Source organism: Microbispora hainanensis (assembly GCF_036186745.1).
Taxonomy (GTDB): Bacteria; Actinomycetota; Actinomycetes; order Streptosporangiales; family Streptosporangiaceae; genus Microbispora.
This window is the reverse complement of the sequence record NZ_CP108086.1, coordinates 3,709,770-3,733,693: the sequence shown is the minus strand read 5'-3', so window position 1 is coordinate 3,733,693 and position 23,924 is coordinate 3,709,770. Positions and strand designations below refer to the sequence as shown.

The 23,924-nt window shown below is 71.4% G+C and carries 22 protein-coding genes; 11 read left to right on the top strand and 11 right to left on the bottom strand.

Annotated features, from left to right (window positions below; genetic code table 11):
* Positions 1 to 235: 235 nt before the first annotated feature.
* From OHB01_RS17595 to OHB01_RS17575, 5 genes are read left to right on the top strand one after another with little or no spacing between them, the layout of a single operon-like run.
* Positions 236 to 1,612 carry a glycerophosphoryl diester phosphodiesterase membrane domain-containing protein gene (locus tag OHB01_RS17595; protein ID WP_328855672.1) on the top strand — a complete coding sequence of 459 codons (1,377 nt, stop codon included), beginning with the start codon at positions 236 to 238 and terminating at the stop codon, positions 1,610 to 1,612.
* The gene (locus tag OHB01_RS17590) at positions 1,609 to 2,247 is read left to right on the top strand and encodes a DUF4129 domain-containing protein (protein ID WP_260617283.1); all 639 of its coding nucleotides are present in this window, start codon (positions 1,609 to 1,611) and stop codon (positions 2,245 to 2,247) included. The genes OHB01_RS17595 and OHB01_RS17590 overlap by 4 nt, the downstream gene beginning before the upstream one ends.
* Positions 2,244 to 3,413, top strand: coding sequence for a DUF4350 domain-containing protein (locus OHB01_RS17585; protein WP_328855671.1), 1,170 nt, complete (start codon positions 2,244 to 2,246; stop codon positions 3,411 to 3,413). The genes OHB01_RS17590 and OHB01_RS17585 overlap by 4 nt, the downstream gene beginning before the upstream one ends.
* A complete protein-coding gene (locus tag OHB01_RS17580; RefSeq protein ID WP_142648105.1) occupies positions 3,410 to 4,375 on the top strand; it encodes an AAA family ATPase in 966 nt (321 codons plus the stop codon). The genes OHB01_RS17585 and OHB01_RS17580 overlap by 4 nt, the downstream gene beginning before the upstream one ends.
* A 7-nt stretch (positions 4,376 to 4,382) precedes the next feature.
* Entirely contained in the window at positions 4,383 to 5,708 is a 1,326-nt protein-coding gene (locus OHB01_RS17575) for a DUF58 domain-containing protein (protein ID WP_328855670.1), read from the top strand.
* A gap of 21 nt (positions 5,709 to 5,729) precedes the next feature.
* Here the strand turns inward: OHB01_RS17575 and OHB01_RS17570 are convergent, their stop codons facing one another.
* On the bottom strand, positions 5,730 to 6,722 hold the full coding sequence (locus OHB01_RS17570; protein WP_142648103.1) for a stage II sporulation protein M: 993 nt from the start codon (positions 6,720 to 6,722) through the stop codon (positions 5,730 to 5,732).
* Between the two features lie 40 nt (positions 6,723 to 6,762).
* On the opposite strand from OHB01_RS17570, the gene OHB01_RS17565 reads away from it, so the two are divergent.
* Positions 6,763 to 7,683, top strand: coding sequence for an RDD family protein (locus OHB01_RS17565; RefSeq protein ID WP_261986040.1), 921 nt, complete (start codon positions 6,763 to 6,765; stop codon positions 7,681 to 7,683).
* Positions 7,684 to 7,816: 133 nt separating this feature from the next.
* Here the strand turns inward: OHB01_RS17565 and OHB01_RS17560 are convergent, their stop codons facing one another.
* Entirely contained in the window at positions 7,817 to 9,217 is a 1,401-nt protein-coding gene (locus OHB01_RS17560; RefSeq protein WP_328708279.1) for a hypothetical protein, read from the bottom strand.
* 375 nt (positions 9,218 to 9,592) lie between these two features.
* Between OHB01_RS17560 and OHB01_RS17555 the strand changes: the two genes are divergently transcribed.
* The 3 genes from OHB01_RS17555 to OHB01_RS17545 all read left to right on the top strand — a co-directional run bounded on the left by OHB01_RS17555 (position 9,593) and on the right by OHB01_RS17545 (position 13,380).
* On the top strand, positions 9,593 to 10,246 hold the full coding sequence (locus tag OHB01_RS17555) for a DUF305 domain-containing protein (RefSeq protein WP_260617282.1): 654 nt from the start codon (positions 9,593 to 9,595) through the stop codon (positions 10,244 to 10,246).
* Between the two features lie 174 nt (positions 10,247 to 10,420).
* Positions 10,421 to 10,849, top strand: a complete 429-nt coding sequence (locus tag OHB01_RS17550) for a nuclear transport factor 2 family protein (protein WP_328855669.1) — start codon at positions 10,421 to 10,423, stop codon at positions 10,847 to 10,849.
* Positions 10,850 to 11,403: 554 nt separating this feature from the next.
* On the top strand, positions 11,404 to 13,380 hold the full coding sequence (locus OHB01_RS17545) for a DUF222 domain-containing protein (RefSeq protein WP_328855668.1): 1,977 nt from the start codon (positions 11,404 to 11,406) through the stop codon (positions 13,378 to 13,380).
* Between the two features lie 390 nt (positions 13,381 to 13,770).
* Here OHB01_RS17545 and OHB01_RS17540 read toward each other — a convergent pair whose 3' ends face one another.
* The gene (locus tag OHB01_RS17540) at positions 13,771 to 15,027 is read right to left on the bottom strand and encodes an adenosylhomocysteinase (RefSeq protein WP_328855667.1); all 1,257 of its coding nucleotides are present in this window, start codon (positions 15,025 to 15,027) and stop codon (positions 13,771 to 13,773) included.
* A gap of 61 nt (positions 15,028 to 15,088) precedes the next feature.
* Entirely contained in the window at positions 15,089 to 16,516 is a 1,428-nt protein-coding gene (ahcY, locus tag OHB01_RS17535) for an adenosylhomocysteinase (protein WP_328855666.1), read from the bottom strand.
* A gap of 166 nt (positions 16,517 to 16,682) precedes the next feature.
* Between ahcY and OHB01_RS17530 the strand changes: the two genes are divergently transcribed.
* Positions 16,683 to 17,015, top strand: coding sequence for a MerR family transcriptional regulator (locus OHB01_RS17530; protein ID WP_142622861.1), 333 nt, complete (start codon positions 16,683 to 16,685; stop codon positions 17,013 to 17,015).
* A 24-nt stretch (positions 17,016 to 17,039) separates the two neighbouring features.
* On the opposite strand, the gene OHB01_RS17525 is transcribed toward OHB01_RS17530, so the two are convergent.
* The 7 genes from OHB01_RS17525 to OHB01_RS17495 all read right to left on the bottom strand — a co-directional run bounded on the left by OHB01_RS17525 (position 17,040) and on the right by OHB01_RS17495 (position 23,279).
* The gene (locus OHB01_RS17525; RefSeq protein ID WP_328708284.1) at positions 17,040 to 18,446 is read right to left on the bottom strand and encodes a DUF6114 domain-containing protein; all 1,407 of its coding nucleotides are present in this window, start codon (positions 18,444 to 18,446) and stop codon (positions 17,040 to 17,042) included.
* Positions 18,447 to 18,457: 11 nt separating this feature from the next.
* Positions 18,458 to 19,036, bottom strand: coding sequence for a DUF6230 family protein (locus tag OHB01_RS17520; RefSeq protein ID WP_205830305.1), 579 nt, complete (start codon positions 19,034 to 19,036; stop codon positions 18,458 to 18,460).
* 145 nt (positions 19,037 to 19,181) lie between these two features.
* Complete coding sequence (locus OHB01_RS17515) at positions 19,182 to 20,123, bottom strand: cation diffusion facilitator family transporter (protein WP_142648096.1); 942 nt, start codon at positions 20,121 to 20,123, stop codon at positions 19,182 to 19,184.
* A 34-nt stretch (positions 20,124 to 20,157) separates the two neighbouring features.
* Positions 20,158 to 21,312 carry an SIS domain-containing protein gene (locus OHB01_RS17510; RefSeq protein ID WP_147944043.1) on the bottom strand — a complete coding sequence of 385 codons (1,155 nt, stop codon included), beginning with the start codon at positions 21,310 to 21,312 and terminating at the stop codon, positions 20,158 to 20,160.
* Positions 21,309 to 21,482 carry a Trm112 family protein gene (locus tag OHB01_RS17505; protein WP_076432865.1) on the bottom strand — a complete coding sequence of 58 codons (174 nt, stop codon included), beginning with the start codon at positions 21,480 to 21,482 and terminating at the stop codon, positions 21,309 to 21,311. The genes OHB01_RS17510 and OHB01_RS17505 overlap by 4 nt, the downstream gene beginning before the upstream one ends.
* Before the next feature lie 4 nt (positions 21,483 to 21,486).
* Positions 21,487 to 22,842, bottom strand: a complete 1,356-nt coding sequence (locus OHB01_RS17500; protein WP_142648094.1) for a phosphomannomutase/phosphoglucomutase — start codon at positions 22,840 to 22,842, stop codon at positions 21,487 to 21,489.
* A gap of 71 nt (positions 22,843 to 22,913) precedes the next feature.
* Positions 22,914 to 23,279, bottom strand: coding sequence for a DUF3499 domain-containing protein (locus OHB01_RS17495; RefSeq protein ID WP_142622849.1), 366 nt, complete (start codon positions 23,277 to 23,279; stop codon positions 22,914 to 22,916).
* A 248-nt stretch (positions 23,280 to 23,527) separates the two neighbouring features.
* On the opposite strand from OHB01_RS17495, the gene OHB01_RS17490 reads away from it, so the two are divergent.
* Positions 23,528 to 23,923, top strand: a complete 396-nt coding sequence (locus tag OHB01_RS17490) for a metallopeptidase family protein (RefSeq protein WP_168065971.1) — start codon at positions 23,528 to 23,530, stop codon at positions 23,921 to 23,923.
* The last annotated feature ends 1 nt before the right edge of the window (position 23,924 follow it).

Genomic DNA, 23,924 nt, shown 5'->3' with positions numbered 1-23,924 from the left:
TCCCCCGCAGGCTACCGTGGCCACCGCTTTGGTGTTACACGACCACGACAGTGGATGGAGTTTAGGCGCAGCGGACCAAGCGCGCGATGATCTGACCAGATGCGGTCACACCGGCGGGAATCCCGTGGTGCGGTCACGTTCCAAGTGTGCGCCCGCACCCCCCGTTTCGGCCATCCCCCACAGCCCTCCCGTACGACCGCTGCGGCGCGCGCGTACATCATGCCAGGATTGGGACATGACAGACGGCCCCGGCTCCACCCCCGAGCTGCCCTCCGGCTGGGCGGCCGAGCAACCTCCCCCGTACGGCGGGGCCGCCGGAGCGTCCGGGCCTTCCTGGGCCTCTCCCGGCGCCGGCACGCCGCAAGGCGCACCATATCCTTCTGCGCCCGATCCCGCTGCGCCCGATCCCGCTGCGCCCGATCCCGCTGCGCCCTATCCCTCCGCACCCAATCCCCCTGCGCCGTCCGCGCCGTACGCAGGGCAGTACGGGTACGGATACCGGGCGCCGGACGCGCCGCGGCCGGGCATCATCCCGCTGCGCCCGTTGACGCTCGGCGACATCCTCGACGGCACGATCAAGCTGATCCGGTCGAACCCCAAGGCCACGCTGGGCCTGTCGGCGATCGTGGCGGCGGTGACCGGAATCCCTGCCGCGATCGGGCAGGCCATCTCCTTCGGCTCGCTGAGCGATTTCATGGCCGACCCGTACGCCGACGGCATGGACGTGCCGGTCGCCGGGCTGGCCGCGCAGTACATCGGCTCGATCCTCACCTATGTGATGACGTTCGTGGGCACCACCATCCTCACGGGCGTCCTCACCCGGGTGCTCGGCCGCGCGGTGTTCGGCGGGCGCATCACGGTGGGCGAGGCGTGGCGGCTGGCGCGGGCTCGGGTGCCCGCGTTGTTCGGGCTGGTGCTGCTGCAGGGGCTCATCCTCCTGCTGCCGCTGCTGGCGGTCGTCGCGGTGCTCGTCGGCCTCGCGGCGGCCGACGCGTTCGACGGCATGGGGAGCGGCGCCGCCGGAATCGGGGTCCTCCTCGGCCTGCTGTTCATCCTGGCCTACATCCCTTATCTCCTGTTCTTCTACACGCGTCTGTCGCTGGCGGCCCCCGCCGTCGTGCTGGAGGGCCGCGGGGTCACCGACGCCATGAGCCGGTCGTGGCGGCTGGTCAAGGGCGACAGCTGGCGGGTGCTCGGCATCCTGCTGCTCACCGCCATACTCGCGGCCATCATCAGCGGCGTGCTGGCGATCCCGTTCACGCTCGGCGGCTCGCTCATCGGGATGCTGAACGGCGACAGCGCGGGCGGCACCGTGATCGCGGCGCTCCTCCTGGCGGTCGGCCAGGTCGTCGCCTCCATGATCACCTATCCCTTCCAGGCGGGTGTGGCAGGGCTGCTGTACGCCGACCGGCGGATGCGGGCCGAGGCGTTCGACCTCGTGCTGCAGACGGCGGCGGCGCAGAACCAGTCGCAGGGCTGGGTCCACGCCGGGGTCGACGACCTGTGGCACCCGAGTTACGCCGCCGGGACCGCGCCGGGCTCCGGGCCCTATCACGGGGCTCCGCCATACGGGCAGTCCGGGCCGTACGGGCCATACGGCCCGCAGGCGTGACGGCCGTGCGGGCGGCGGCGCTGCTCGCCTCGCCGATCGACATCGGCCGCGAGCAGGCCGCCCGGGAGGCCGCGCGCGAGCTGTCCGGTGCGGGCTACCAGCACGAGCCGCTTTTCGACCGGCTGCAACGGGAGATCTCCCAGTTCCTCGGCGACCTCATGAGCGGCGGCGGCACGGGCGTGGGCGGCGTGACGTCGCTCGTCGTGATCGCCGTCGTCCTCGCCGTCCTGGCCGTGCTGCTCCTGTGGGCCCTGCGCCGCTTTTCGCGCGACCCGCGTACGGAGAGCGGCGCGGTGTTCGGGCAGCGTGAGCGGACGGCCGCCGAGCATCGCGCCGAGGCCGAGCGCCTGGCGGCCGAAGGGAGCTGGGCCGGGGCCATCCAGGAGCGGCTGCGCGCCATCGCCCGCGAACTGGAGGAACGCGCGATCGTCGGCCCGATGCCGGGCCGCACCGCCGTCGAGCTGGCCGAGGTCGCCGGGCAGGCGCTGCCGCCCCACGCGGCGGACCTGCGCGCGGCGGCACGATTGTTCGACGACGTGACCTACGGCGGGCTGGGCGGCACCCGGGAGGGCTACCTCTCGCTCACCGCCCTGGACGAGCGCCTGCGGTCGGCCCGGGCGAGCGTGGACGCATGACCGCCGGGATCGCCGGGAGCGCCGGGACCGCCAGGACGCCGGGACGTGTGCGGCAGGCGGCCTGGGCCGCGGCGCTGGTGCTGCTCGTGCTGATCACGGCGGTGCTACCGCTGCTGCTCACCGGGACGCAGTCCGGCGGCCGCACCCTCGATCCCTCCGACACCTCGCTGGACGGCAGCGCCGCGCTCGCCCGGCTGCTCCAGACGCACGGGGTCGAGGTGGTCCGGGTGGAGACCCCCGGCGCGGCCGTGTCCGCCGCCGGGCCGTCCGCCCTGCTGCTCGTCACCGAGGCGAGCTTCCTGGACCGCGGCGACGCCGGCCGCCTCGCCGCGGCTTTCGGCGACCGGCTCGTCGTCGGCTCCGTGCCGTACCTCGACGTGCTCGCCCCCGGCGTACAGAGAGAGGGCCCCGTACGCGCCCGGTCGCGGGCCCCGGAGTGCACGCTGCCGGAGGCGGTGCGGGCCGGAGACGCCTACACCGGTGGCATGTCCTTCACCGGGCCGCGCGGGTCCACCGGCTGCTACCCCGCCGGCGACGGGCACGCCCTGGTCCGCTACACCGCGGAAGAGCACACCGTGACCGTGCTGGGCGACGCGTCGTTCATGACCAACCTGCGCCTCGCGGAGGACGGCAACGCGGCGCTCGCGCTGAACCTCGCCGGGGCGCGGCCGAGACTCGTCTGGCTCGCCGCGCCCGACGACTCCGACGAGGCGGGCGGCGGAGGGACCGGCGGGGAGGCCCGCTCGCTCGGCGACCTCATCCCCGGCGGCGTGAAGTGGGCGGTCCTCCAGCTCGTCGTGGCGGTGGCCCTGGCCGCCCTGTGGCGCGGACGCAGGCTCGGGCCCGTCGTGGCCGAGCGCCTGCCCGTGGTCGTGCGGGCCGCGGAGACCGTCGAAGGGCGCGGACGCCTCTATCGGTCCCGCCGGGCCAGGGACCGGGCGGCCCTCGCGTTGCGGGCCGCCGCGGCCGACCGGCTCGCCCCCCGCCTCGGGCTGCCCCGCACCGCGACCCCGGAGGAGGTCGCCCTCGCCGCCGCCGCGCGCACCGGCCGCGACCCCGAGCCGGTGCTGACGCTGCTGTGCGGCCCGCCGCCCGGAAACGACACCGCGCTGGTGGCCCTCGCCGCTCACCTGGACACACTCGAAAGGCAGGTACGAGACTCGTGACCACACCTGAATCGGACGCGGACGCCGCCCGCGAGGCGCTCGCGGCGCTGCGGGCGGAGGTGGCCAAGGCGGTCGTGGGCCAGGACCCCGTCGTCACCGGCCTGGTCATCGCGCTGCTGTGCCGGGGTCACGTGCTGCTCGAAGGCGTGCCCGGCGTGGCCAAGACCCTGCTCGTACGCACGCTGTCGGCCACGCTCGCCCTGGACTTCAAGCGGGTGCAGTTCACCCCCGACCTGATGCCGGGCGACGTCACGGGATCGCTGGTCTACGACGCCAGGACGGCCGAGTTCGAGTTCCGCGAGGGGCCGGTATTCACCAACCTGCTGCTCGCCGACGAGATCAACCGCACGCCGCCGAAGACCCAGGCCGCCCTGCTGGAGGCCATGGAGGAGCGGCAGGTCAGCGTCGAGGGCGCGGCCCGCGCGCTGCCGGATCCCTTCATCGTCGTGGCGACCCAGAACCCCGTCGAGTACGAGGGCACCTACCAGCTCCCCGAGGCGCAGCTCGACCGGTTCCAGCTCAAGCTGACCGTGCCGCTGCCGGCACGCGAGCAGGAGATCGCCGTCCTCGAACGGCACGCGCTCGGCTTCGACCCGCGCGACCTGACGGAGATCAAGGCGGTGGCGTCCGCCGCCGACCTCGCGGCAGGGCGCCGGGCGGTCGCGCAGGTGCACGCGAGCCCCGAGGTGCTCGGCTACATCGTGGACGTCGCCCGCGCCACCCGGCAGTCGCCCTCGCTCCAGCTCGGCGTCTCGCCGCGCGGGGCGACCGCGCTGCTCGCCGCCGCGCGGGCGTGGGCATGGCTGTCGGGCCGGTCGTACGTGACGCCCGACGACGTGAAGGCCCTGGCGCGGCCCGCCCTGCGCCACCGTGTGGGGCTGCGCCCGGAGGCCGAACTGGAGGGCGCAACCCCCGACGGCATCCTGGAGGGCATCCTGGCCGCCGTCCCCGTGCCCCGGTGAGGGCCGCGTGGCGCTGACCGGACGCACGGGACTGCTCGCCGCCCTCGCCGCGATCGTCGTGCTCCTCGCCCCCGAGCCCGGCCTGGTCGTCCTGGCCGCCGCGCTCGTGCTCGCCGTGCTCGTGACGGCCGACCTGCTGCTCGCGGGCGCCGTACGCGGGCTCCGCTTCCAGCGCGACGGCGAACGAAGGGTGCGCCTGGGACAGTCGGCGACCATCGGTCTGGTCGTGGACAACCCGGGTGGGCGGCGCGTGCGGGGCGTGCTGCGCGACGCCTGGCAGCCCTCGGCCGGGGCCGAGCCCCGGCGGATGCCGCTCGACGTGCCGGCCCGTGAGCGGCGGCGCCTGGTCACGACGCTGACGCCCACCCGCAGGGGCGACCGGGAAGCCGTGGCCGTGACGGTCCGCTCGGTCGGGCCGCTGGGCCTGGCCGCGCGGCAGCGGACGTTCCACGTGCCGTGGACCGTCCGGGTGCTGCCGCCGTTCCTCAGCCGCAGGCATCTGCCGGCGCGGCTGGCCCGGCTGCGCGAGCTCGACGGACGGCACCCCGCGCTGGTGCGCGGCCAGGGCACCGAGTTCGACTCGCTGCGTGAATACGTGGTGGGCGACGACGTCCGCTCCATCGACTGGCGGGCGAGCGCCCGGCGCAGCGATGTCGTCGTACGCACCTGGCGGCCCGAGCGCGACCGCCGGGTGCTGATCGTGCTCGACACGGGCCGCACCTCGGCGGGCCGGGTCGGGGAGGCGCCGCTGCCCGGCTCCGGGCCGTCCGGGTGGCCTCGCCTGGACTGGTCGATGGACGCCGCGCTGCTGCTGGCCTCGCTCGCGGCGCGGGCCGGCGACCGCGTCGACTTCCTCGCCTACGACCGTGCCGTACGGGCCCAGGTGTCCGGTGTGTCGCGCACGGAGCTGCTGTCGTCGCTGGTGAACGCGATGGCGCCGATCGAGGCGGAGCTGGTCGAGGCCGACGCCGCGGGGATGGTGGCGGCCGTGCTGTCCAGGGCCAGGCGGCGCCGCCTGGTGGTGCTGCTGACCGACCTGAACGCCACCGCCATGGAGGAGGGCCTGCTGCCCGTGCTGCCCAGCCTGTCGTCCCGGCACATGGTCGTGGTGGCCTCGGTCGCCGACCCGCGCGTCGCCGGCATGGCGGCCGGGCGCGGCACCGCGGAGGCCGTCTACGACGCCGCGGCGGCCGAGCGGCTGCGCGGCGAACGGCGTGGGATCACCGCGGTGCTGCGCCGCCACGGCGTGGAGGTCGTGGACGCCCTGCCCGAGGACGTCGCCCCGGCGCTCGCGGACGCGTACCTGGCGCTGAAGGCCGCCGGCCGGCTCTGAGTCCTCTTAGGCGGTCGGTACTTAGGCGGTTGGCGCGAGATCGGGGGCGTGTTCGATGTCGCCCGTCTCGTTCGCGCGTTCCGCCCGGCGGCCGAAGACGACCACGTACGCGATGAACAGCGCCTCCGCGAGCGCCCCGATGGAGATGCGCGCCCAGGTCGGCAGCCCCGACGGGGTGACCCCCGCCTCGATGAGCCCGGAGACGAGCAGCACCACGACCAGGCCGAGCGCGACGCTCATCACGGCCCTGCCCTGCTCGGCCAGCGCCTCCGCGCGCCGCCTCGGGCCGGGGTCGACGGCGGTCCAGCCCAGCCGCAGCCCGGCGGCGGCCGCCAGGAAGACCGCGGTCAGCTCCAGCATGCCGTGCGGCAGGATCAGGCCCCAGAACACGTCCGCCTTGCCGTGCGCGTGCATCAGGCCGCCGAGGAGTCCCACGTTGGCCGCGTTCTGGAACAGGATGTAGGGAATGGGCAGGCCGAGCAGGATCGCCGAGACCACGACCTGCATGGACAGCCAGGCGTTGTTCAGCCACACGTGGCCGGCGAACGACACCGCCGGATTCTCCGAGTAGTAGTCGGCGAAATCGTGCTCGACGATCTGCCGGATCTCCTCCGGCGTGCCGATGAGGCTCTGCACCGTGGGATCGCGCGCCACCCACACACCCACGACATACGCGACCGCGAGCGAGGCCACCGTGACGCCGATCCACCACCGGCGCGCCCGATAGGCCACCACGGGGAACGACACCGTGAAGAACCGGGCGACCTCCCGCCAGGCCGGGCTGTGCGCGCCCGTGACGGCCGAGCGCGCCCTCGCCACCAGCGACGACAGACGTCCCACGAGAAGGGCGTCGGACGACCCCGACCGCACGATGGACAGGTGGGTCGCCGCCCGCTGGTAGAGCTCGACCAGCTCGTCGACCTCCGCGCCGCGCAGCCTGCGCTGTCGCCGTACGAGGTCGTCCAGCCGGTCCCAGGACGGCTTGCTCGCGGCGACGAAGGCATCGATGTCCACGGATCGGACCCTATCGACGCGACGCAGTAGGGTGCGCAGTGTGTCCGAAGTCGTGACCGGCGAGGCGGTCGTCGTAGAGGTTCGCGTCGCCCAGCTCCCCAGCCGCGCCCTGGCCTTCCTCATCGACTGGGCCGTCCAGTGGGCCGTGCTGATCCTGACCGTCGTGCTGGTCACACAGGCGTCCCTGGTGACCGACGACTCGCTGGCCACCGGCCTGTTCATCCTGTTCCTCGTGCTGGTCACGGTGGGCTATCCGGTCGCGTTCGAGACGATCAGCAGGGGCCGCTCGCTGGGCAAGCTCGCCCTCGGCCTGCGCGTGGTGAGCGACGACGGCGGGCCGGAACGCTTCCGGCAGGCGTTGTTCCGCGGGCTCGCCGGGTTCCTGGAGTTCTGGACGTTCGCCGGCGCTCCCGCGCTCATCACGTCGCTCCTCAACCAGCGCGGCAAGCGCCTGGGGGACGTGTTCGCGGGGACGACCGTCATCGGGGAGCGCACGCCGCAGCAGGCCCCGCCGCCGGAGATGCCTCCGGCGCTCGCGTCGTGGGCCGCGACGCTGGAGTTGTCCGGGTTGTCCGACGACCTGGCCAACACGGCCCGGCAGTACCTGTCCCGCTGGAACCAGCTCACCCCTCAGATGCGGGACGAGATGGGGATGCGCGTGGCCGCGCAGGTCAGCGCGCGGGTGGCGCCGCCGCCCCCGCCCGGCGTTCCGCCGTACGCCTATCTGGCCGCCGTACTGGCCGAACGCAGACGCCGCGAGGAGATGCGGCTCGCCCGGGCCCGTTCCACGCCCCCACCGTACGGTCCCCAGGGGTACGGCGCTTATGGACACGGCGCTTATGGACCTTATGGGCAGGGCGCTCATGGGCAGGGCGGGCCGGCGCCGGCGCCGCCGACGGCGGCCGAACCGCCGCGCGGAGACGCTCCGCCGACATCGGGGGGATTTGTTCCGCCCGTTTAGGTGTAGAGCCCGATATGCGGGGCACCTGTGGTCATTGCAGGTCATGGGGCATACCTGCAGTGGGGTTGAGGCGGGCATCGCCGGTGCGTTGAGGGAGAGACCGCACCGGAGATGCCCGCCTCCTTCCATACCTCTAGTGCCTGCCGGGCTCGCGGTACGAGCCCTGACTCTGCACGTTGAGGATGTCCATCTTCACGCTCTTGGCCTGGTTCGTACGTGGGTCGTTGATCCGCAGGACGTCGAATCCCTGGTTGAACTCGCTGCCGTAGATGTAGCCGTTGTAGTAGTAGGCCGACCAATAGCCGGCGCTCAGCGGCTCCGACCACGGGCCGCGCTCGAAGTAGCCGATCTCCTGCGGGTGCGCCGAGTCGGTGAAGTCCCAGATCGAGACGCCGCCCTGATACCAGGCCTGCACCATGATGTCGCGGCCCTTGACCGGGATCAGCGAGCCGTTGTGCGCGACGCAGTTCTCGGTGTCGTCCTGGTAGCGGCTGATCTTGAAGTAGCTCCGGAAGGTGAGTTTGTTGCCGGGGGCGATGTCATAGATGGCGTCCGCGCCACGGTTCGGGCCGATGGCCTCGTTGCAGGTGGCCGCGCCACCACCGCCGAGCTCGTCGGTGAAGACCACCTTGGTGCCTTCGTTGTTGAACGTCGCCGAGTGCCAGAAGGCGAAGTTCTCGTCGTCGCGTACGACGTCGAGGACCTTCGGGCGCTCGGGGTCGCGGATGTCCAGCAGGATGCCGTCGCCCATGCAGGCGCCCGCCGCCAGGCCCTTCTCCGGGTACGCGGTGATGTCGTGGCAGCCCGTCGTCGCGGACGTGCCGTTGGGGTAGGGCTGCCCGTCACCCGGGTTGCCGCCGTCCGGGAACAGCACCGGCGTCGCCACCACAGACGCGGCGGTGGGGTTGTTGAGCGGGACCTTGATGATGGAGATCAGGTCGTGCGGCGGCTGGCAGTCGGGGAAGGACGCCGACGGGCTGTAGGAGGAGACGTAGATGTAGACGTTCTTGCCGCTCTTGTCCGGCACGAGGGTGTGGGTGTGGGAGCCGCAGTTCGTCTCCACCGACTTGATGTACTTCGGGTTCGACTTGTCCCTGACGTCGAAGATGCGGACGCCCTCCCATGACTCCTTGACCGACGCCGACTGGGACGTGCTGGCGCACGAGTCGTCGTTGCGGGAGGAGTCGACCGACCCGAACAGCAGGTCGCCGTACACGGACATGTCCATCTGGGAGCCGGGGCAGACCACCGAGCTCTTCACCACCGGCCTCTTCGGGTTCCTGATGTCGAAGATCGTGAATCCGCCATAGTTGCCGACGTAGGCGTAGTCGCCCTGGAAGGCGATGTCGGTGTTGATGGTGCCGGCCAGGGCGGTGGGGGTCGGCACGTTCGCGACGTGGGTGACGTTCGCGCTCATCGCGATCTCGCCCGGAGCCAGCACGTCAGCGGCCTGTACGGGATTGGCGGACAGAGCCAGGACGACCGCCGCGCCCGTGACGGCAAGCGCACGACCGCTGCGGCGTAAGGTGAACAACTTGCTGTCCTCCTCCTATAAAGGGGGCATAAATAGACTGATCGTCACTTCTGACTTGATTGCTTCGCTAGCTGTCAACCTGTCAATAAAACTGGCACATGTCGCCCTTTGTCGTCCCGAACCTGCCGGGTTAGCGTCGTGATCTCGGTACGCTCCGCGGCAGGGAGGGCAGGGGTGCGAAGCGCGCAGGACAGCAGGAAGCGCTCTGCGCGGGACCGCACGTGGGACAGCGGCGGGCGCTTTACGCGGGGCGGCAGAGCGCGCTTGGCGCTGGACACCGGGGACCGCTTTGCGCGGGGCGGCACAGCGTGCTTCGCCCGGGAGAGTAGGACGCGGCTCGCGCGGAAAGGTAAGGCGCGGCTTGGGCGCGTCCTGGTGGCCGGTGTCGCGCTCCTCTTCAGCGCCTGCCTTCTCACCGCCTGCGCGGAGGACGTACGGGAGAGTGCTCCCGTCTCGACCGCGCCCGTGATCGCGCCCGGCCGGCCCGGCGAGGAGGCCAGGACCCTCAGCCCTGCCGAGGCCGCCACCGCGGTCCCCTCCCCCACCGTCAACGCGGCCGACGTGCGGTACGTCCAGAACATGATCGTCCACCACCGGCAGGCGCTGGACATGGCGGCCCTGGCTCCCTCGCACGCCTCCTCCGCCAAGCTGAAGGCGCTCGCGGCCCGCATCCATGACGTACAGGAGCCGGAGATCCGCGTCATGACGTCCTGGCTCGACCGGGAACACCTCCCCCGGCCCGACCACCACGCCGATCATGAAGGCATGCCGGGCATGGCCACCCCGGAGCAGATGAAGGCGCTCAGGGCGGCCTCCGGCGCCACGTTCGACAGCCTCTTCCTCCAGATGATGGTCGCCCATCACGAAGGCGCGATCGCGATGGCCACCACGGCGCTCACCGAGGGCTCACACCTCACCGTCGAACAGTGGGCCACGGACGTGATCGCCGAACAGACCGCCGAGATCCGGCGGATGCGTGAAATGCAGGGCACCCGACCTTCCCCCACCCCCGCCCTGCACCGCGCCTGACCTGCACCCCGCCCGACCGCACGGTGCCCGAGCTAAACCGCACCTGACCTGCACCGCACTCGACCGCACGGCGCCCAACCGCACGGCGCCCGAGCTGCACCGCGCTCCACCTCACTGATCGCATTACCTCTCCGGTAATCGCCGTGCCGCGTGCAGGTGCACAAGAGTCGTGGCATGAGCACTGACACCCATGACGTCGTGGAAGAGCTGCTGCGCCGGATGGCGGAGGGCGATCACGACCGTACGGCGGCGCTGTTCGCCGAGCCCGTCGACTGGCTGCTCTCCTGGCCCGCCGAGGGGCATCCTGCTGTTCCCTGGATCCAGCCGCGCTCCAGCCGGGCCGAGGTGGCGGACCACTTCCGGTCTCTGGAGGCCCACCATGTGCCTGAACTCAACGGCACGTCGGTGACGCGAATCCTGGTCGACGGGACACACGCCGTCGTCCTCGGAGAGATCGTGCAGACGGTCCGAGCCGAGGGCACCGCCTACACCTCGCCTTTCGCGCTGCATCTGACCGTGGAAGACGGACTCATCACCCGCTATCACATTTTCGAAGACAGCCTTACTATTGCCCGCGCCCTCAGCACCCAAATCAGCCCATAAAGGGCCTTTTCTGGGACCCCAGGTGCCTTTTCTGGAACCCCAGGAAGTCGTCCAGCGAACTTGCCTCCCACTTTTCTCGCATGACACAATTAATACACGCTTTCGAAATAACGAGTGGAGGTGCGATGGAACCGTTCGATATCGATCCTGAGCGCCTTCACCGTTCGAATGGTCCTGACGACGGTGAGTGGTGGGACCGGCTGATCGCCAATCCGCCGCTGTGGTCGTCCGACGGCTCGTCCGCCCGCGATCCCTTCCCGATCATCAACGTCGACTCCCGGCAGCGCGCCGACGCACCCGTTGTCGAGAGCGTGGACGCCCCGGGCGCGGACGTCCCCGGCACGCATACCGACAGCGCAGATAGCGACGGCGCGAACGCCTCGCCTGGGGCTGCCGACGGCGCGGACGCTGCTGGCACAAACGGCACTGGCGCGAATGGCACTGGCGCGGGCGGCTCTGGCTCGGGTGCGGGTGCTTCCGAGGGTGTGGGCGGTCATGGTCGGGGCCAGCGCCGTGTGCGGTCGTCGTGGGTGGTGGTGGGGTCGGTTCGTGAGGTGGCCCAAGAGCTGGCGCTGACCCCGCTGCCCGACGACGTGGACATGTGCCTGGCCGAGGCGGAGGAGCTGCTGTTCGCCCGCGACCGGATCACCAGCGCCCTGGCCGACCGCGTCGGCCGGGTCCACCGAGCAGGTCAGGCCAGGCAGCATGGGCATGCCTCCACCCGCTGCTGGCTGCGCACCAGAGGGGGGATGACGGTGGGTGGTGCGGGCCGCCTGCTCACCCTCGGCGCGGAACTGCCGCGCCTCCCCGTCGTGCGGGAGAAGTTCGCCACGGGTGAGCTGGCGGCGGGGGTGGTGGAGGCCATCTGCGCCGCTGTGGCCGGGCTATCGGACGAGCAGGCCGGCCTGGCGGAGCCGATCTTGGTGGACCTGGCCGGCAAGGCCGGGGCGGCGGAGGTCGCCAAAGCCGGCCGCCACCTGCGGGCGGTGCTCGACCCCGACGGGGAAGAGCGGGATGAGCGGGCCGATTACGGGCGGCGGTTCCTGCGAGTCCGCCCGGGCAAGGGCGGCGGCGTGGAAGGGGAGTTCTACCTGCCGCGTGAGGCCGGCGCCCGGTTGATGGCGTTGTTGCAGGCGTACGCCAAGCTGAGGGCACAGGGTGATGACCGCCCGCTGACGGTACGCCAGGCCGACGCGCTGATCGCCCTGCTGGAGCAGAAGATCGCCGCCGAGCTCCTCGTCGTGGTCAGCGCCGAATCCCTCCCCACCGACCCCGAAACCACCGACCCCACCGCCGACCCGGCCACCCAAGACCCCGCTGCCCCGGCCACCGAAGACACCGACCCAGCCACCCAAGACCCCGCCGACCCGGCCACCGACGACCCCGCCGACCATGTCGAGGACGCGCGGGACGCCGAGGGCTTCGAGGAAGGCCGGGAGCACACAGGCGACTTTGCTCCCGGCGAGTCCGACGACCTCGACGCGGCCGAGGCCGAGGCAGGTGCCGGTGCGGGGAGCAATGCCGATGCCGACGGAGCCGCTGACGCCTGCACCGAGAGCGCCGCCGACACCGTAGCCCCTGCGCCTGTCGAGGCCGCCGACAATGCCTCCGACGCGATGAGCGGCCCCGGTCACGCGAGCGGCGCGGACGGCCCCGACGGCTTCGACACTCCCGAGGCCGACGTCACCAGCGACTACACCCCCGACGCCACCGGAGGCACCGACGCCCCCCACCAGGCCGACGACGCCGTCTCCGACGTGATAGGCGACCCCGGTGCTGCGGGCGGCACCGACGCCCCCGACGCCGCGGACGGGCTCGACAGTGCCGAGACTGAAGCTGAGGCCGAGGCAGGTACCGGTGCGGGAAGCGACGCCCGTGAATGCGAACCGCCCGGCACCGCAAGCACCGCCTCTCCCGACGGCGACGGAGATTCCCACACAGCACCTTCGGACACAGCACCTTCGGAGGCGGTGCAGCCGGATCCTCCTCCCGAGGACGCCTCCGCACGTCACACCCACGCCGGGCATCGGCCTGCGGGGGACTGCCGGCATGGCCAGGGCACGCCGGGAGCGCTGGGAACGGCACTGGGATCGTCGCTGCGTGCGTCGTTGGGGATGGTGCCGCCGGGGTTGCTGCTGGCGACCGGGCAGGTGCTGCCCGTCTCCAGCGTGCACCGCCTCGCCCGCACCTCGACTCTGGTGCGGATCGTCATGAACGCCGACGGGCAGGTCCTCGACATGGGCCGAAAAGTCCGCCTGGCCACCCCCGCCCAACGCCGGGCCATCTACGCCCGGTACGCCACCTGCTGGATCGACGGCTGCCCCCTCCCGGCGACCATGTGCCAGATCGACCACGCCGACAACTGGAGCACCGGCGGCCTCACGGACCTGAAACTCCTCGGCCCGGCCTGCCAGTTCCACAACCGCGACCGCTACCAGCACCCCGACCGCTACACCCGCCGCAACGTCGGCGAAGACCGCTGGGCCTTCACCTACCACCGCCTCGGACAAGCCCGACGACTACACGAGTAAGACGCGGGGGCACACAGGGAGCGCGACGCGGCACCGGGCAACGCGCGGGAGCCCGCACAGCCGCGAGCAAGGCGGGAGGCAGCGGGCGGGGTGGACGCGCAGACAGGCCCAGCGGCTGTGAAGTGAAGCGGGAGGCACAGAGAGAGCCTGCCGCGCAGGCAAGCCCGGCGACGCGCGGACAGGCCCGCACGGCTACGGGAAGGAGACAGGAAGCACAGAGGGGCGTGGCACGCAGGCCGCCCCGGGCGGCGCAACCGCAGGGTCCCCAGCGCGGACCGACCAGCGCGGCTGCCGAAGCGAAGCGGGGAGGCGCAGAGGGAGCGGGGCGCGCGGGCAGACCCGGGGCGGATATGGGAATGAGGCCGGAATGGAGAACTCGGGCCGACGAGGTCAGGACCCGAAGCGCCAGGAGCGGAGATACTCCTCCTGCTCGCCGGTGAGCGCGTCGATCGAGATCCCGGCGGCGGCGAGCTTCAGGCGGGCCACCTCGGCGTCGATGTCGGCCGGCACGTCATAGACACCCGGCGACAGCCGGGCGGACTCGCGGACCAGCCAGGCGACGGCGAGCGCATGAGCGGAGAACGACATGTCCATCACGGCGGCCGGGTGGCCCTCGGCGGCGGTCAGGTTGACCAAGCGCCCTTCGGCGAGCAGCAGCAGCCTGCGGCCGTCTTCCAGGACGTACTCGTCGGTGTTGGGCCGGATCCCGAAGCGCACCTCGCGCGCCATCTCCTCCAGCGCCCGTACGTCGATCTCGACGTCGAAGTGACCCGCGTTCGCGAGGATCGCGCCGTCCTTCATGACGGCCAGGTGCTCGGCGCGGATGACGTCGCGGTTGCCGGTGACGGTCACGAACACGTCGCCGGTCTCGGCGGCCAGGCTCATCGGCCGTACGTCGTAGCCCTGCAGGGCGGCGTCGAGTGCCTTGACCGGATCGATCTCGGTGACGACGACCCGCGCACCGAGGCCCTTGGCCCGCTCCGCGACACCCCGGCCGCAGAAGCCGAAGCCGGCCACGACCACGGTGCGGCCCGCGAGCAGGACATTTGTGGCCCGCATGATGCCGTCGAGGGTCGACTGGCCGGTGCCGTAGCGGTTGTCGAACATCCGCTTGGTCCGGGTGTCGTTCACGGCGACCATCGGGAAGCGGAGCGCGTTCTCCGAGGCCATCTGACGCAGCCGGATGATCCCGGTCGTGGTCGCCTCGCAGCCGCCGACCACGCCATCGAGGAGTTCGACGCGCTCGGTGTGCAGGGTGTTGACGAGGTCGCATCCGTCGTCGAGCACGATGTGGGGCGCGATGTCGAGCGCCTGGTGGATGTGCCGGTAGTAGGTCGCCTTGTCCACGCCGGCGCGGGCGTGCACGGCGATGCCGTACGTCCTGAGCGCCTCGGCCACGTCGTCCTGCGTGGACAGGGGGTTGGACGCGGCCAGGGCGATGCGGGCACCGCCCTCCCGCAGCGCCCCGAGGAGCACCGCCGTCTCGGCGGTCACGTGCATGCAGGCGGCGAGGCGCAGGCCGTCGAGCGGCCGGTCGGCGCCGAACCCGGCGCCGACCGCCTGGAGGACCGGCATCGAGCGGGCCGCCCACTCGATGCGCCGCTCTCCGGCCTCCGCGATGTCCGCCGTGATGTCCGGCTGAATCACGCCGTCTGCCTCCTGACGAGGGGCGCGGGCCGGGCCCACGCCCCCGTCGTGCGAGTCGCGATCAGTAGCGGTAGTGGTCCGGCTTGTACGGGCCCTCGACGTCGACGCCGATGTACTCCGCCTGCTTCTTGCTGAGCTTGGTCAGCTTCACGCCGAGCGCGTCGAGGTGGAGGCGGGCGACCTTCTCGTCGAGGTGCTTGGGCAGCACGTAGACGCCGGTCGGGTACTCGTCGGTCTTCGTGAACAGCTCGATCTGGGCGATGACCTGGTTGGTGAACGAGTTCGACATGACGAACGACGGGTGGCCGGTGGCGCAGCCGAGGTTCATCAGGCGGCCCTCGGCGAGCACGATGATCGAGTGCCCGTCGGGGAACACCCACTCGTCGACCTGCGGCTTGATGTTGACCTTCTTGATGCCCGGGATGCGGGCCAGGCCGGCCATGTCGATCTCGTTGTCGAAGTGGCCGATGTTGGACACGATCGCCTGGTGCTTCATCTGCGACATGTGCTCGGCGCTGATGATGCCGTAGTTGCCGGTGCAGGTGACGAAGATGTCCGCGATGCCGACGACCTCCTCCAGGGTGGTGACCTGGAAGCCGTCCATGGCGGCCTGGAGCGCGCAGATCGGGTCGATCTCGGTGACGATGACCCGGGCGCCCTGGCCGCGCAGCGCGTCGGCGCAGCCCTTGCCCACGTCGCCGTAGCCGCAGACCACGGCGACCTTGCCGCCGATCAGCACGTCGGTGGCGCGGTTGAGGCCGTCGATCACCGAGTGGCGGCAGCCGTACTTGTTGTCGAACTTCGACTTGGTCACCGAGTCGTTGACGTTGATCGCCGGGAAGAGGAGCGTGCCCGACTTGTGCATCTCGTAGAGGCGGTGCACGCCGGTCGTGGTCTCCTCGGTGACGCCCTTGATGCCCTCGGCGACGCGGGTCCACCACTTGTCCTCGGAGACCGTACGGCGGAGCGTGTCGAGGATGACCGCCCACTCCTCCGGGTCGTCCTCACCGGCGACCGGTACGGCACCGGCCTTCTCGAACTCGACACCCTTGTGCACGAGCAGCGTCGCGTCGCCGCCGTCGTCCAGGATCATGTTGGGGCCGGAGCCGTCAGGCCAGCGAAGGGCCTGCTCGGTGCACCACCAGTACTCCTCCAGCGTCTCGCCCTTCCAGGCGAAGACCGGGACACCGGAGGGGTTGTCGACCGTGCCGTTCGGGCCGACGACGACCGCGGCGGCGGCGTGGTCCTGGGTGGAGAAGATGTTGCAGCTCACCCAGCGGACGTCGGCGCCGAGCGCGACCAGCGTCTCGATCAGCACGGCGGTCTGGATCGTCATGTGCAGCGAGCCCATGATCTTCGCGCCGCGCAGCGGCTGCGCCGCTGCGTACTCCTTACGGGTCGCCATGAGGCCCGGCATCTCGTGCTCCGCGAGGCGGATCTCTTTGCGGCCGAATTCCGCAAGCGAAAGGTCGGCGACCTTGAAGTCCATGAGTGTCTCCTCCGTTGTCCGTCGTTGCGAGTTTAGGCGTCGCGAACGCACGAACGCATACGCAGGGCCGCGAACCTGACACAAGAATGTGAGATTCCCTGTCCGGCGGGTTCCGGAGGCACTCAGACTGTCTAGCGTGGACCCAGGAACGGGGACCGGAGGCACGATGCGCATCACCGAGGCGGCCAAACGGCTCGGCATGTCTCCCCGGATGTTGCGCTACCGGGAGGCTCTCGGCCTGCTGCCACCCGTACGGGACAGGGGCGCCCATCGGCGCTTCGGGCCCGACGAGCTGGAGGCGGTGCGCCAGGCGATGGAGCTGGAGAGGCGGTTCGACGTCTCACCTGCCGAGCTGGCCTTCGCGCTCCGGGCGCTGTCCGAACCCGCGGTGGCCCAGGCCGTACGGGATCTCGGCGTGCGCATCGGACGCATCCAGGCGCCGCGCCGGGCGCTGGACTTCGAGAAGGAGAAGGCCCTGCGACTGCTCCGGCACCGGTGAATCAGGCGCTCGGGCAGCCAGAGCTCAGGCGCCGACCACGAGGCGCAGGTCGTCGGCCCGCAGGGAGTCGGCCGTGACATACGGCTGCTCGCTGACGATGTCGGTCATCGTCAGCGGGACGTTCAGGGACGGCACCAGTTTGAGCGCCCTGACCAGCAGGTTCGGGTGCTCGGCGGTGAACTCCTGAGGCACGCCGAGAAGCTTGGCGGTCATCTTCGTGGTGCAGATCACCACGTTGCCCTCGAAGGTGAACGTGCTGCCGCTCAGCGTCGCCGGGCCCATCGTCTGCTGGGGCTGCTCCAGCACGGCCTTGTCCATGGTGAAGCGCAGCATCTTGACCGTGCCGGTCGCGGTGGGCATCTCGACCACGCCGGTGAACTTCATGCCGGTCATGGTCAGCGAGGGTGCGCGTACGGCGGCCGGCTCGGTCGCGACCCGCACCGCCCCGGGCGTCGAAGGGGCTCCCGGCTGGTCGTCCCCGTCCTCGCCGGGTGACGGCGAGGGGCTTTTCCTGCCGGTGAGCGACCCCACGGCGCCCTCCAGATCCGTGGGCAGCTTCGTGGGTAGCTTCGTAGGCAGCGCCGTGGGGAGCGCCGTGGGGAGTGTGCTGGGCAGGACACCGCCGAGGACGTCGGACAGGCCGCTGGGGACGGCACTCGGGAGGACGCCGGGCAGGAGGGAGCCACCCTGCCCGGAACCGCCCTGCCCGCCCGTTCCCGGATCGTCCCGCGCCAGGGCCGTCCCGGCCGCCAGGATGACGGGCAGCACGGCGATGGCCAGCGCCTTGGCCCCCGGACCCGGTCCGGTGTCCCCGCGCCCGCCGCCGTCCGGACGTACGCCACCGCCACCGTCGTCGGGGTCCTCATCGGCACCGCCGCCAGAGCCGGGGGCGTCGGGGGCGTCGGGGGCGGGATCGGCGTCGCGCTTGACCCGGGCGACCAGGATGCGCGGGCTCTCGTCCGCGGGTTCGGCGGGCCGCTGCGGCCGGGCGGCTTCCAGGCGCTCGTCGCCGCTGACCACCCGCCGCTCGGTGAAGGTGATGCCCCCGTCCGAGAGCGCGGGAGGCGCCGCGGGCGCGGCCGGAGCCGTGCCGGCCTCGGTGGTCTCCGCGGGCGTCCAGGCGACCGCGAGCGCGCCTCCGACCAGGCCGAGCAGCATGCCGATCAGGAAACCGCCCAGGTTGGCGTAGACGAACGAGGCGATCGAGACCAGTACGGCGACCACGCCGAGGAAGGCCCGCTGGCCGGGCTGGAGCCACACCATCAGGCCCAGGATGATCAGCACCAGCGCGATCAGATAGGTGGCGCCGACCGTGCCCGACTGGATGACGAGCGGCAGGGCCTGGGTCGCGAACGGGATGCTCAGCAGCTCCAGGCCGGCCGCGAGCACGAGCAGGCCGCCCCAGAACGGCCGCGACCGCCGCCATTTCACCGGCCGCTCCATCAGAAGCACTCGTGCCGGCCCGGCTCCACGGCGAGTTTCAGCCCCGGCAGCTTGAACGTGGCCGCGTTGACGGCCCAGGAGACCTGCCGGAAGTCCTTGATGGTGATCCCGGCGGCCTGCTGGCCGAACATGCCGGACGCGCCCTGGCCGTCCGGAAGCTGGTCGAGGGCGCTGGCGTCGCGGCCCGCCTCCAGCTTCGTGAAGACCGCGTTGCCCTCGATCTGGGTGGCGTCGACGATCATGTTCTCGGCGGTCACCGGGTCTTTGCCCGTGCCGGCGGTGATCCGGATGGTCACGGCGCCGACGGGCGACTTCACCAGCACGGTCTGGCACATGTTGGTCAGAGTGGCCTTCCGGATGCCGGAGACGGCGACCGGGATCTTCTGGCCCTTCTTGTTCTCGACCGTGCTGCCGTACTGCACGAAGCCCTGGCCCTGCAGTGTGTCCGCGGAGACCTTGAAGGTGTCACCGGAGACGACGAACGACGCCCCGATCGCCCCCTCCGCGGTCGCACCGACCAGTACGGAGGCGACCGCGAGCGCGGGCACGAAGACGAGGGCGAATCGTTTCCACCGCACGCGTCCCTGAACCACGAGTCACCTCCGGAGTCAACCAGCCGTAATGTAAGGGTAAAGTTACCGACTGGTACCACCAGCGATGAAGTGACCGTGCATCACATTTCAATCACGGTGCGCAAGGAAATCGAACCGCCCGTAACGGGCGTTATGCGCCGGTACGTTGCCCCGAGGCGGCGTCCGCCCGATAGAGGTCCGGCTCCAGGTAGATCACCCGGGCCATCGGAACCGCCTCGCGGATGCGCCGTTCGGCCTCGTCGATGCCGCGAGCCACCTCACCGGCGGTGTCGTCGTGCTCGACGGCGATCTTCGCGGCGACCAGCAGCTCCTCCGGGCCGAGATGCAGAGTGCGCAGGTGGATGACCCGGCTGACCTCGGGCGCGGCCTCCAGCGCGGCGCAGATCTTGTCCTCGACCTCGGGCGTCGCGCTCTCGCCGATCAGCAGCGACTTGGTCTCGGTGGCCAGGATGACCGCGATCACGGCGAGCAGCACGCCGATCACGAGGCTGCCCACGCCGTCCCACGCGCCGTTGCCGGTGACCACGGCCATCGTCACGCCGAACAACGCGAAGATCAGACCGAGCAGCGCGCCGAAGTCCTCCAGCAGCACCACCGGAAGCTCGGGCGCCTTCGCCCTGCGGATGAAGGCCACCCAGGAGTGGTCGCCCTTGAGGGCGCTCGACTCCTTGATGGCCGTACGGAACGAGTAGCCCTCGGCGAGGATCGCGAAGATCAGCACCGCGAAGGCCCACACCGGCGACTCCACCGGCTCCGGGTCCGCGATCTTGTGCCAGCCCTCGTAGAGGGAGAACAGGGCGCCGATCGTGAAGAGCACCACGGCCACCACGAACGCGTAGAAGTAGCGCTCCCGGCCGTAGCCGAAGGGGTGCTTGCGGGTGCTCTGCTTGGCGGCGCGCTTGCCGCCGAGCATCAGCAACGCCTGGTTGCCGGAGTCGGCCACCGAGTGGACCGACTCGGCGAGCATCGACGACGACCCGGTGAACAGGAACGCCACGAACTTCGCCACGGCGATCGCCAGATTGGCGCCGAGCGCCGCAAGGATCGCCTTGGTACCGCCACCCGCACTCACGATGGACTCCTCATTTCAAACGGCCGAGGCGATCCTATTGGGAAATCCTGGCCTGAAGTTCCCTCGCCGCGACGGCCGACGCCGGGTCGATCCCGTACCCGAGAGCGAGGTAGACACTCGCGTAGTCGCACAATCCGGCCAGTGCGGCGAACCGGTCCAGCGGGTGCGCGCCCTCGCCCAGGATCTCGGAGACCGGAATCCCCCGGTCCTCGGCCAGCCGTACGGCGGCCGTGCGCGACCTGGTCACCTGCGGGTGCTCCTCCTCGTCACGCAGCAGGAACAGGCGCAGGCGCGCGCCGTCGCCCGGCTCGTCGGCGAACGGGTCGGCGAAGATGTCCCGCCCGGCGAGGGGTCCGTCGAACGTCGTGATCTGGTTGTGGGCGGCCTCGGGCAGCTCTCCCCAGATCGCCGGATAACCGGCGTCCCCGCTCAGCCTGCCGGCCAGACCGTGGGCCGCCACCGCGGCCAGCGGCGAGGTGCCCCAGATGACCGGGAGCGTCCCGGCCAGTTCCATCGCCAGCGTCTTGCCGGGGTTGATGAACGCCTCGCTCGACGGCCGGCACCGATGGGCCAGGTCCTCCAGCCGTTTGGCCACCGACTCGAACTCGCTCTCCCCGGCCGTCACCAGCCCGAGCGAGGCCGCCGCGAGGATCGGCGGCACCATGAGCGACCACAGCGTGGCCCTCGGCTGCCCGGCCACCCCGGTCGCCCCGCCCACCTGCGCGTACGGCCCGCCGGCCCGCTCGACCAGCGCCGACAGCGGCGTGCCGGGCGCGCCCACGCCCACGAGCGCGCACCCGCGGCGTACGGCCTCGGCGGTGACTGCGACGGTCTCCTCGGTCTTGCCGGAGCGGGAGACGGCGATGACGAGATCGGCGGCGCCGACCCAGCCGGGCAGCCGGTGGCCGCGCACCGTCACCACGGGGACCGGGGCGCCGTATCGGCAGAGCGCCTCGAGCACGTCGCCCACGAGGGCGGAGACGCCCATGCCCGCCACCACGATCGCGCGGGGGCGGCCGTCACGGCCGACCCGGGCCACGCCGTTCTCCACCGCCGACCGGTAGGCCGCCCGCACCTGGGCGGCCGACGACGCCACGGAACGGAGCACGCCGGAGGGGTCGCCCTCCACCAGGTATGCCTGGTCGTCGAGCCGGTCGGGCTCGAATCGGGCCCCTCCGGCACTGCTCATGCCTTGCGTGCCTCGTCGACGAGGAGCACCGGGATGTCGTCGCGCACCGGGTAGACCAGCCCGCACGACTCGGAGGTGCACGCCAGCTCGTCCGCGTCGGGGACGGCGCGGAGCGGGGACTTGCACGCCGGGCAGGCGAGGATGTCCAGCAGCCAGTCGTCGATCTTCAACTCGTCAGCTCCTTACAACGGCGAGAACTTCGTCTCGGACTGCGGCGACCTTCTCCTCGTCGGCTGCCTCCGCGTTGAGCCGGAGCAGCGGCTCGGTGTTGGACGGACGCAGGTTGAACCACCAGTCCGGACCGCTGACGGTGAGTCCGTCCAGCTCGTCGAAGGTAACACCCTCACGGCCCGCGAAGGTCTCACGCACCCGGGCCAGGGCGCCGGCCTGGTCGTCGACCCTGCTGTTGATCTCCCCGGACGCGGCGTACCGCGAGTACTGCGACAGCACCTCCGACAGCGGCCGGTCCTGCTCGCCCAGCGCGGCGAGCACGTGCAGGGCGGCCAGCATGCCGGAGTCGGCGTACCAGAAGTCGCGGAAGTAGTAGTGGGCCGAGTGCTCTCCGCCGAAGACGGCGCCGGTGCGGGCCATCTCCGCCTTGATGAACGAGTGGCCGACGCGGGTGCGTACGGGCTTGCCGCCGTGCTCGGCGACGATCTCCGGCACGCCCTTGGAGGTGATCAGGTTGTGGATGATCGTGGCGCCGGGGTTCTTGGCCAGCTCCCTGACCGCGACCAGCGCCGTGATCGTGGACGGCGAGACGGACTCGCCCCGCTCGTCGATGACCCAGCAGCGGTCGGCGTCGCCGTCGAAGGCGATGCCGATGTCCGCGCCCTGCGAGACGACCGCCTTCTGCAGGTCGCGCAGGTTCTCCGGCTCGATCGGGTTGGCCTCGTGGTTGGGGAAGCTGCCGTCGAGCTCGAAGTAGAGCGGGGTCAGCTCGATCGGCAGGCCCTTGAAGACCTCCGGGACCGTGTAGCCGCCCATGCCGTTGCCGGCGTCCACGACCACCTTCAGCGGCCGGATGCCCGACAGGTCGACCAGCGTCTTGAGGTGGGCGGCGTAGCCCTCCAGCAGGTTGCGCCGGGTCACCGTGCCCGCGCCCGGCGTGCCGCCCAACCCGGTGTCGAGCAGTTCGGCCGCGTGGTCGCGGATCTGCAGCAGGCCGGTGTCGGTGCCCACCGGCACGGCGCCCGCCCGGCACATCTTCATGCCGTTGTATTTCGCCGGGTTGTGGCTCGCGGTGAACATGACGCCCGGCAGGCCGAGGCTGCCGCTGGCGTAGTAGAGCATGTCGGTCGAGCCGAGCCCCGCGTTGATCACGTCGGCGCCCCGGGAGGTCGCGCCCCGCGCGAACGCCTCCGCCAGCGGGCCGGACGAGGTGCGCATGTCGTGCGCCATCACCACCGATGACGCGCCGGTCAGCTCGACGAAGGCCGCTCCGACGGCCTGTGCGATCTCCTCGTCGAGCTCGTCGGGCACCACGCCCCGCACGTCGTACGCCTTGAAGATCCTGCTGAGGTCGGCCACTGCACGCCCCTAAAAGTCGTTAAGTCTTCGCACCTGAGCCTATAGCGCCCTATCGCCCACGCAGCGGGGTGTCAGCGCTCCCTGTTGGGCTGGGCGGACTTGAGCACTCTCAGGTGACCTCGGCGGCCCACCTCGACCGCCTGGCCGACGGGTTCGCCGGCGGCGGGAGCGGGGCGCGCGGCCTCGCGTACCGCGTTCGCCAGGGCCTCCAGGTCGTCCCCGCTGGGGGTGGCGGACTCGGACGGAAGGCGCACGACCTCCCATCCCCTGGGCGCGGTGAGCCGTTCCGCGTGCTCCGCGCACAGGTCGTAACAGTGTGGCTCGACGTACGTCGCCAGGGGGCCGAGGACGGCGGTCGAGTCGGCGTAGACATACGTGAGTGTGAAGACGGCAGGCTGCCTGCAGGCGGTACGGGAACAGCTGCGGACGGGGCTCACGGAGGGACCGTATCCGGTCCGCGTTCACATTGCCACCACCCCGCCGCTCTTATTGAACGTGTCGCCACAATTCCGCGATCTCTGAAGTCGATATGACGTTGTTGGGCAAAGCGGACACGAGCGGACACGAGCCGTCGGGCCCACCGCATCGGCGGGGTGGGCTCTAAGCTGACTGCGTGAGCGATCGGAGCGGTGACAGGCCGGATCGAGGGCGGCGGGTGCGCCGGCGTGACCGGCATGGCCGCGGCATGCGCGGACCCCTCGCGCCCTCGCACGTCCCCATCGCCAAGTCGCGCGGCGAGCGGTTCGACGACCTGGTGCTCGACGCGGTCGACCGGCTCAAGCCTCGGTGGGGCACCCAGCTCGCGTCGGTCGAGTTCGCGGTCGAGGAGGTGCCGCCCGCCGCGGAGCTGCTGGACGGGCCGGCGCGGCTGTCCTCCGACCCGATCCCCCTGGGACGGGCGGAGTCGGCCTCGGGGGACGAACCCGCCGCCGTGGTGCTGTATCGCCGTCCGCTGGAAGCCCGGGCCCGCGACCGCGAGCAGCTCGGCACGCTGGTCCTCGACGTGGTCGTCGAGCAGGTGGCCAGCCTGCTGGGCCTCACCCCGGAGACGATCGACCCCGGCTACGACGACCGGCACTAGC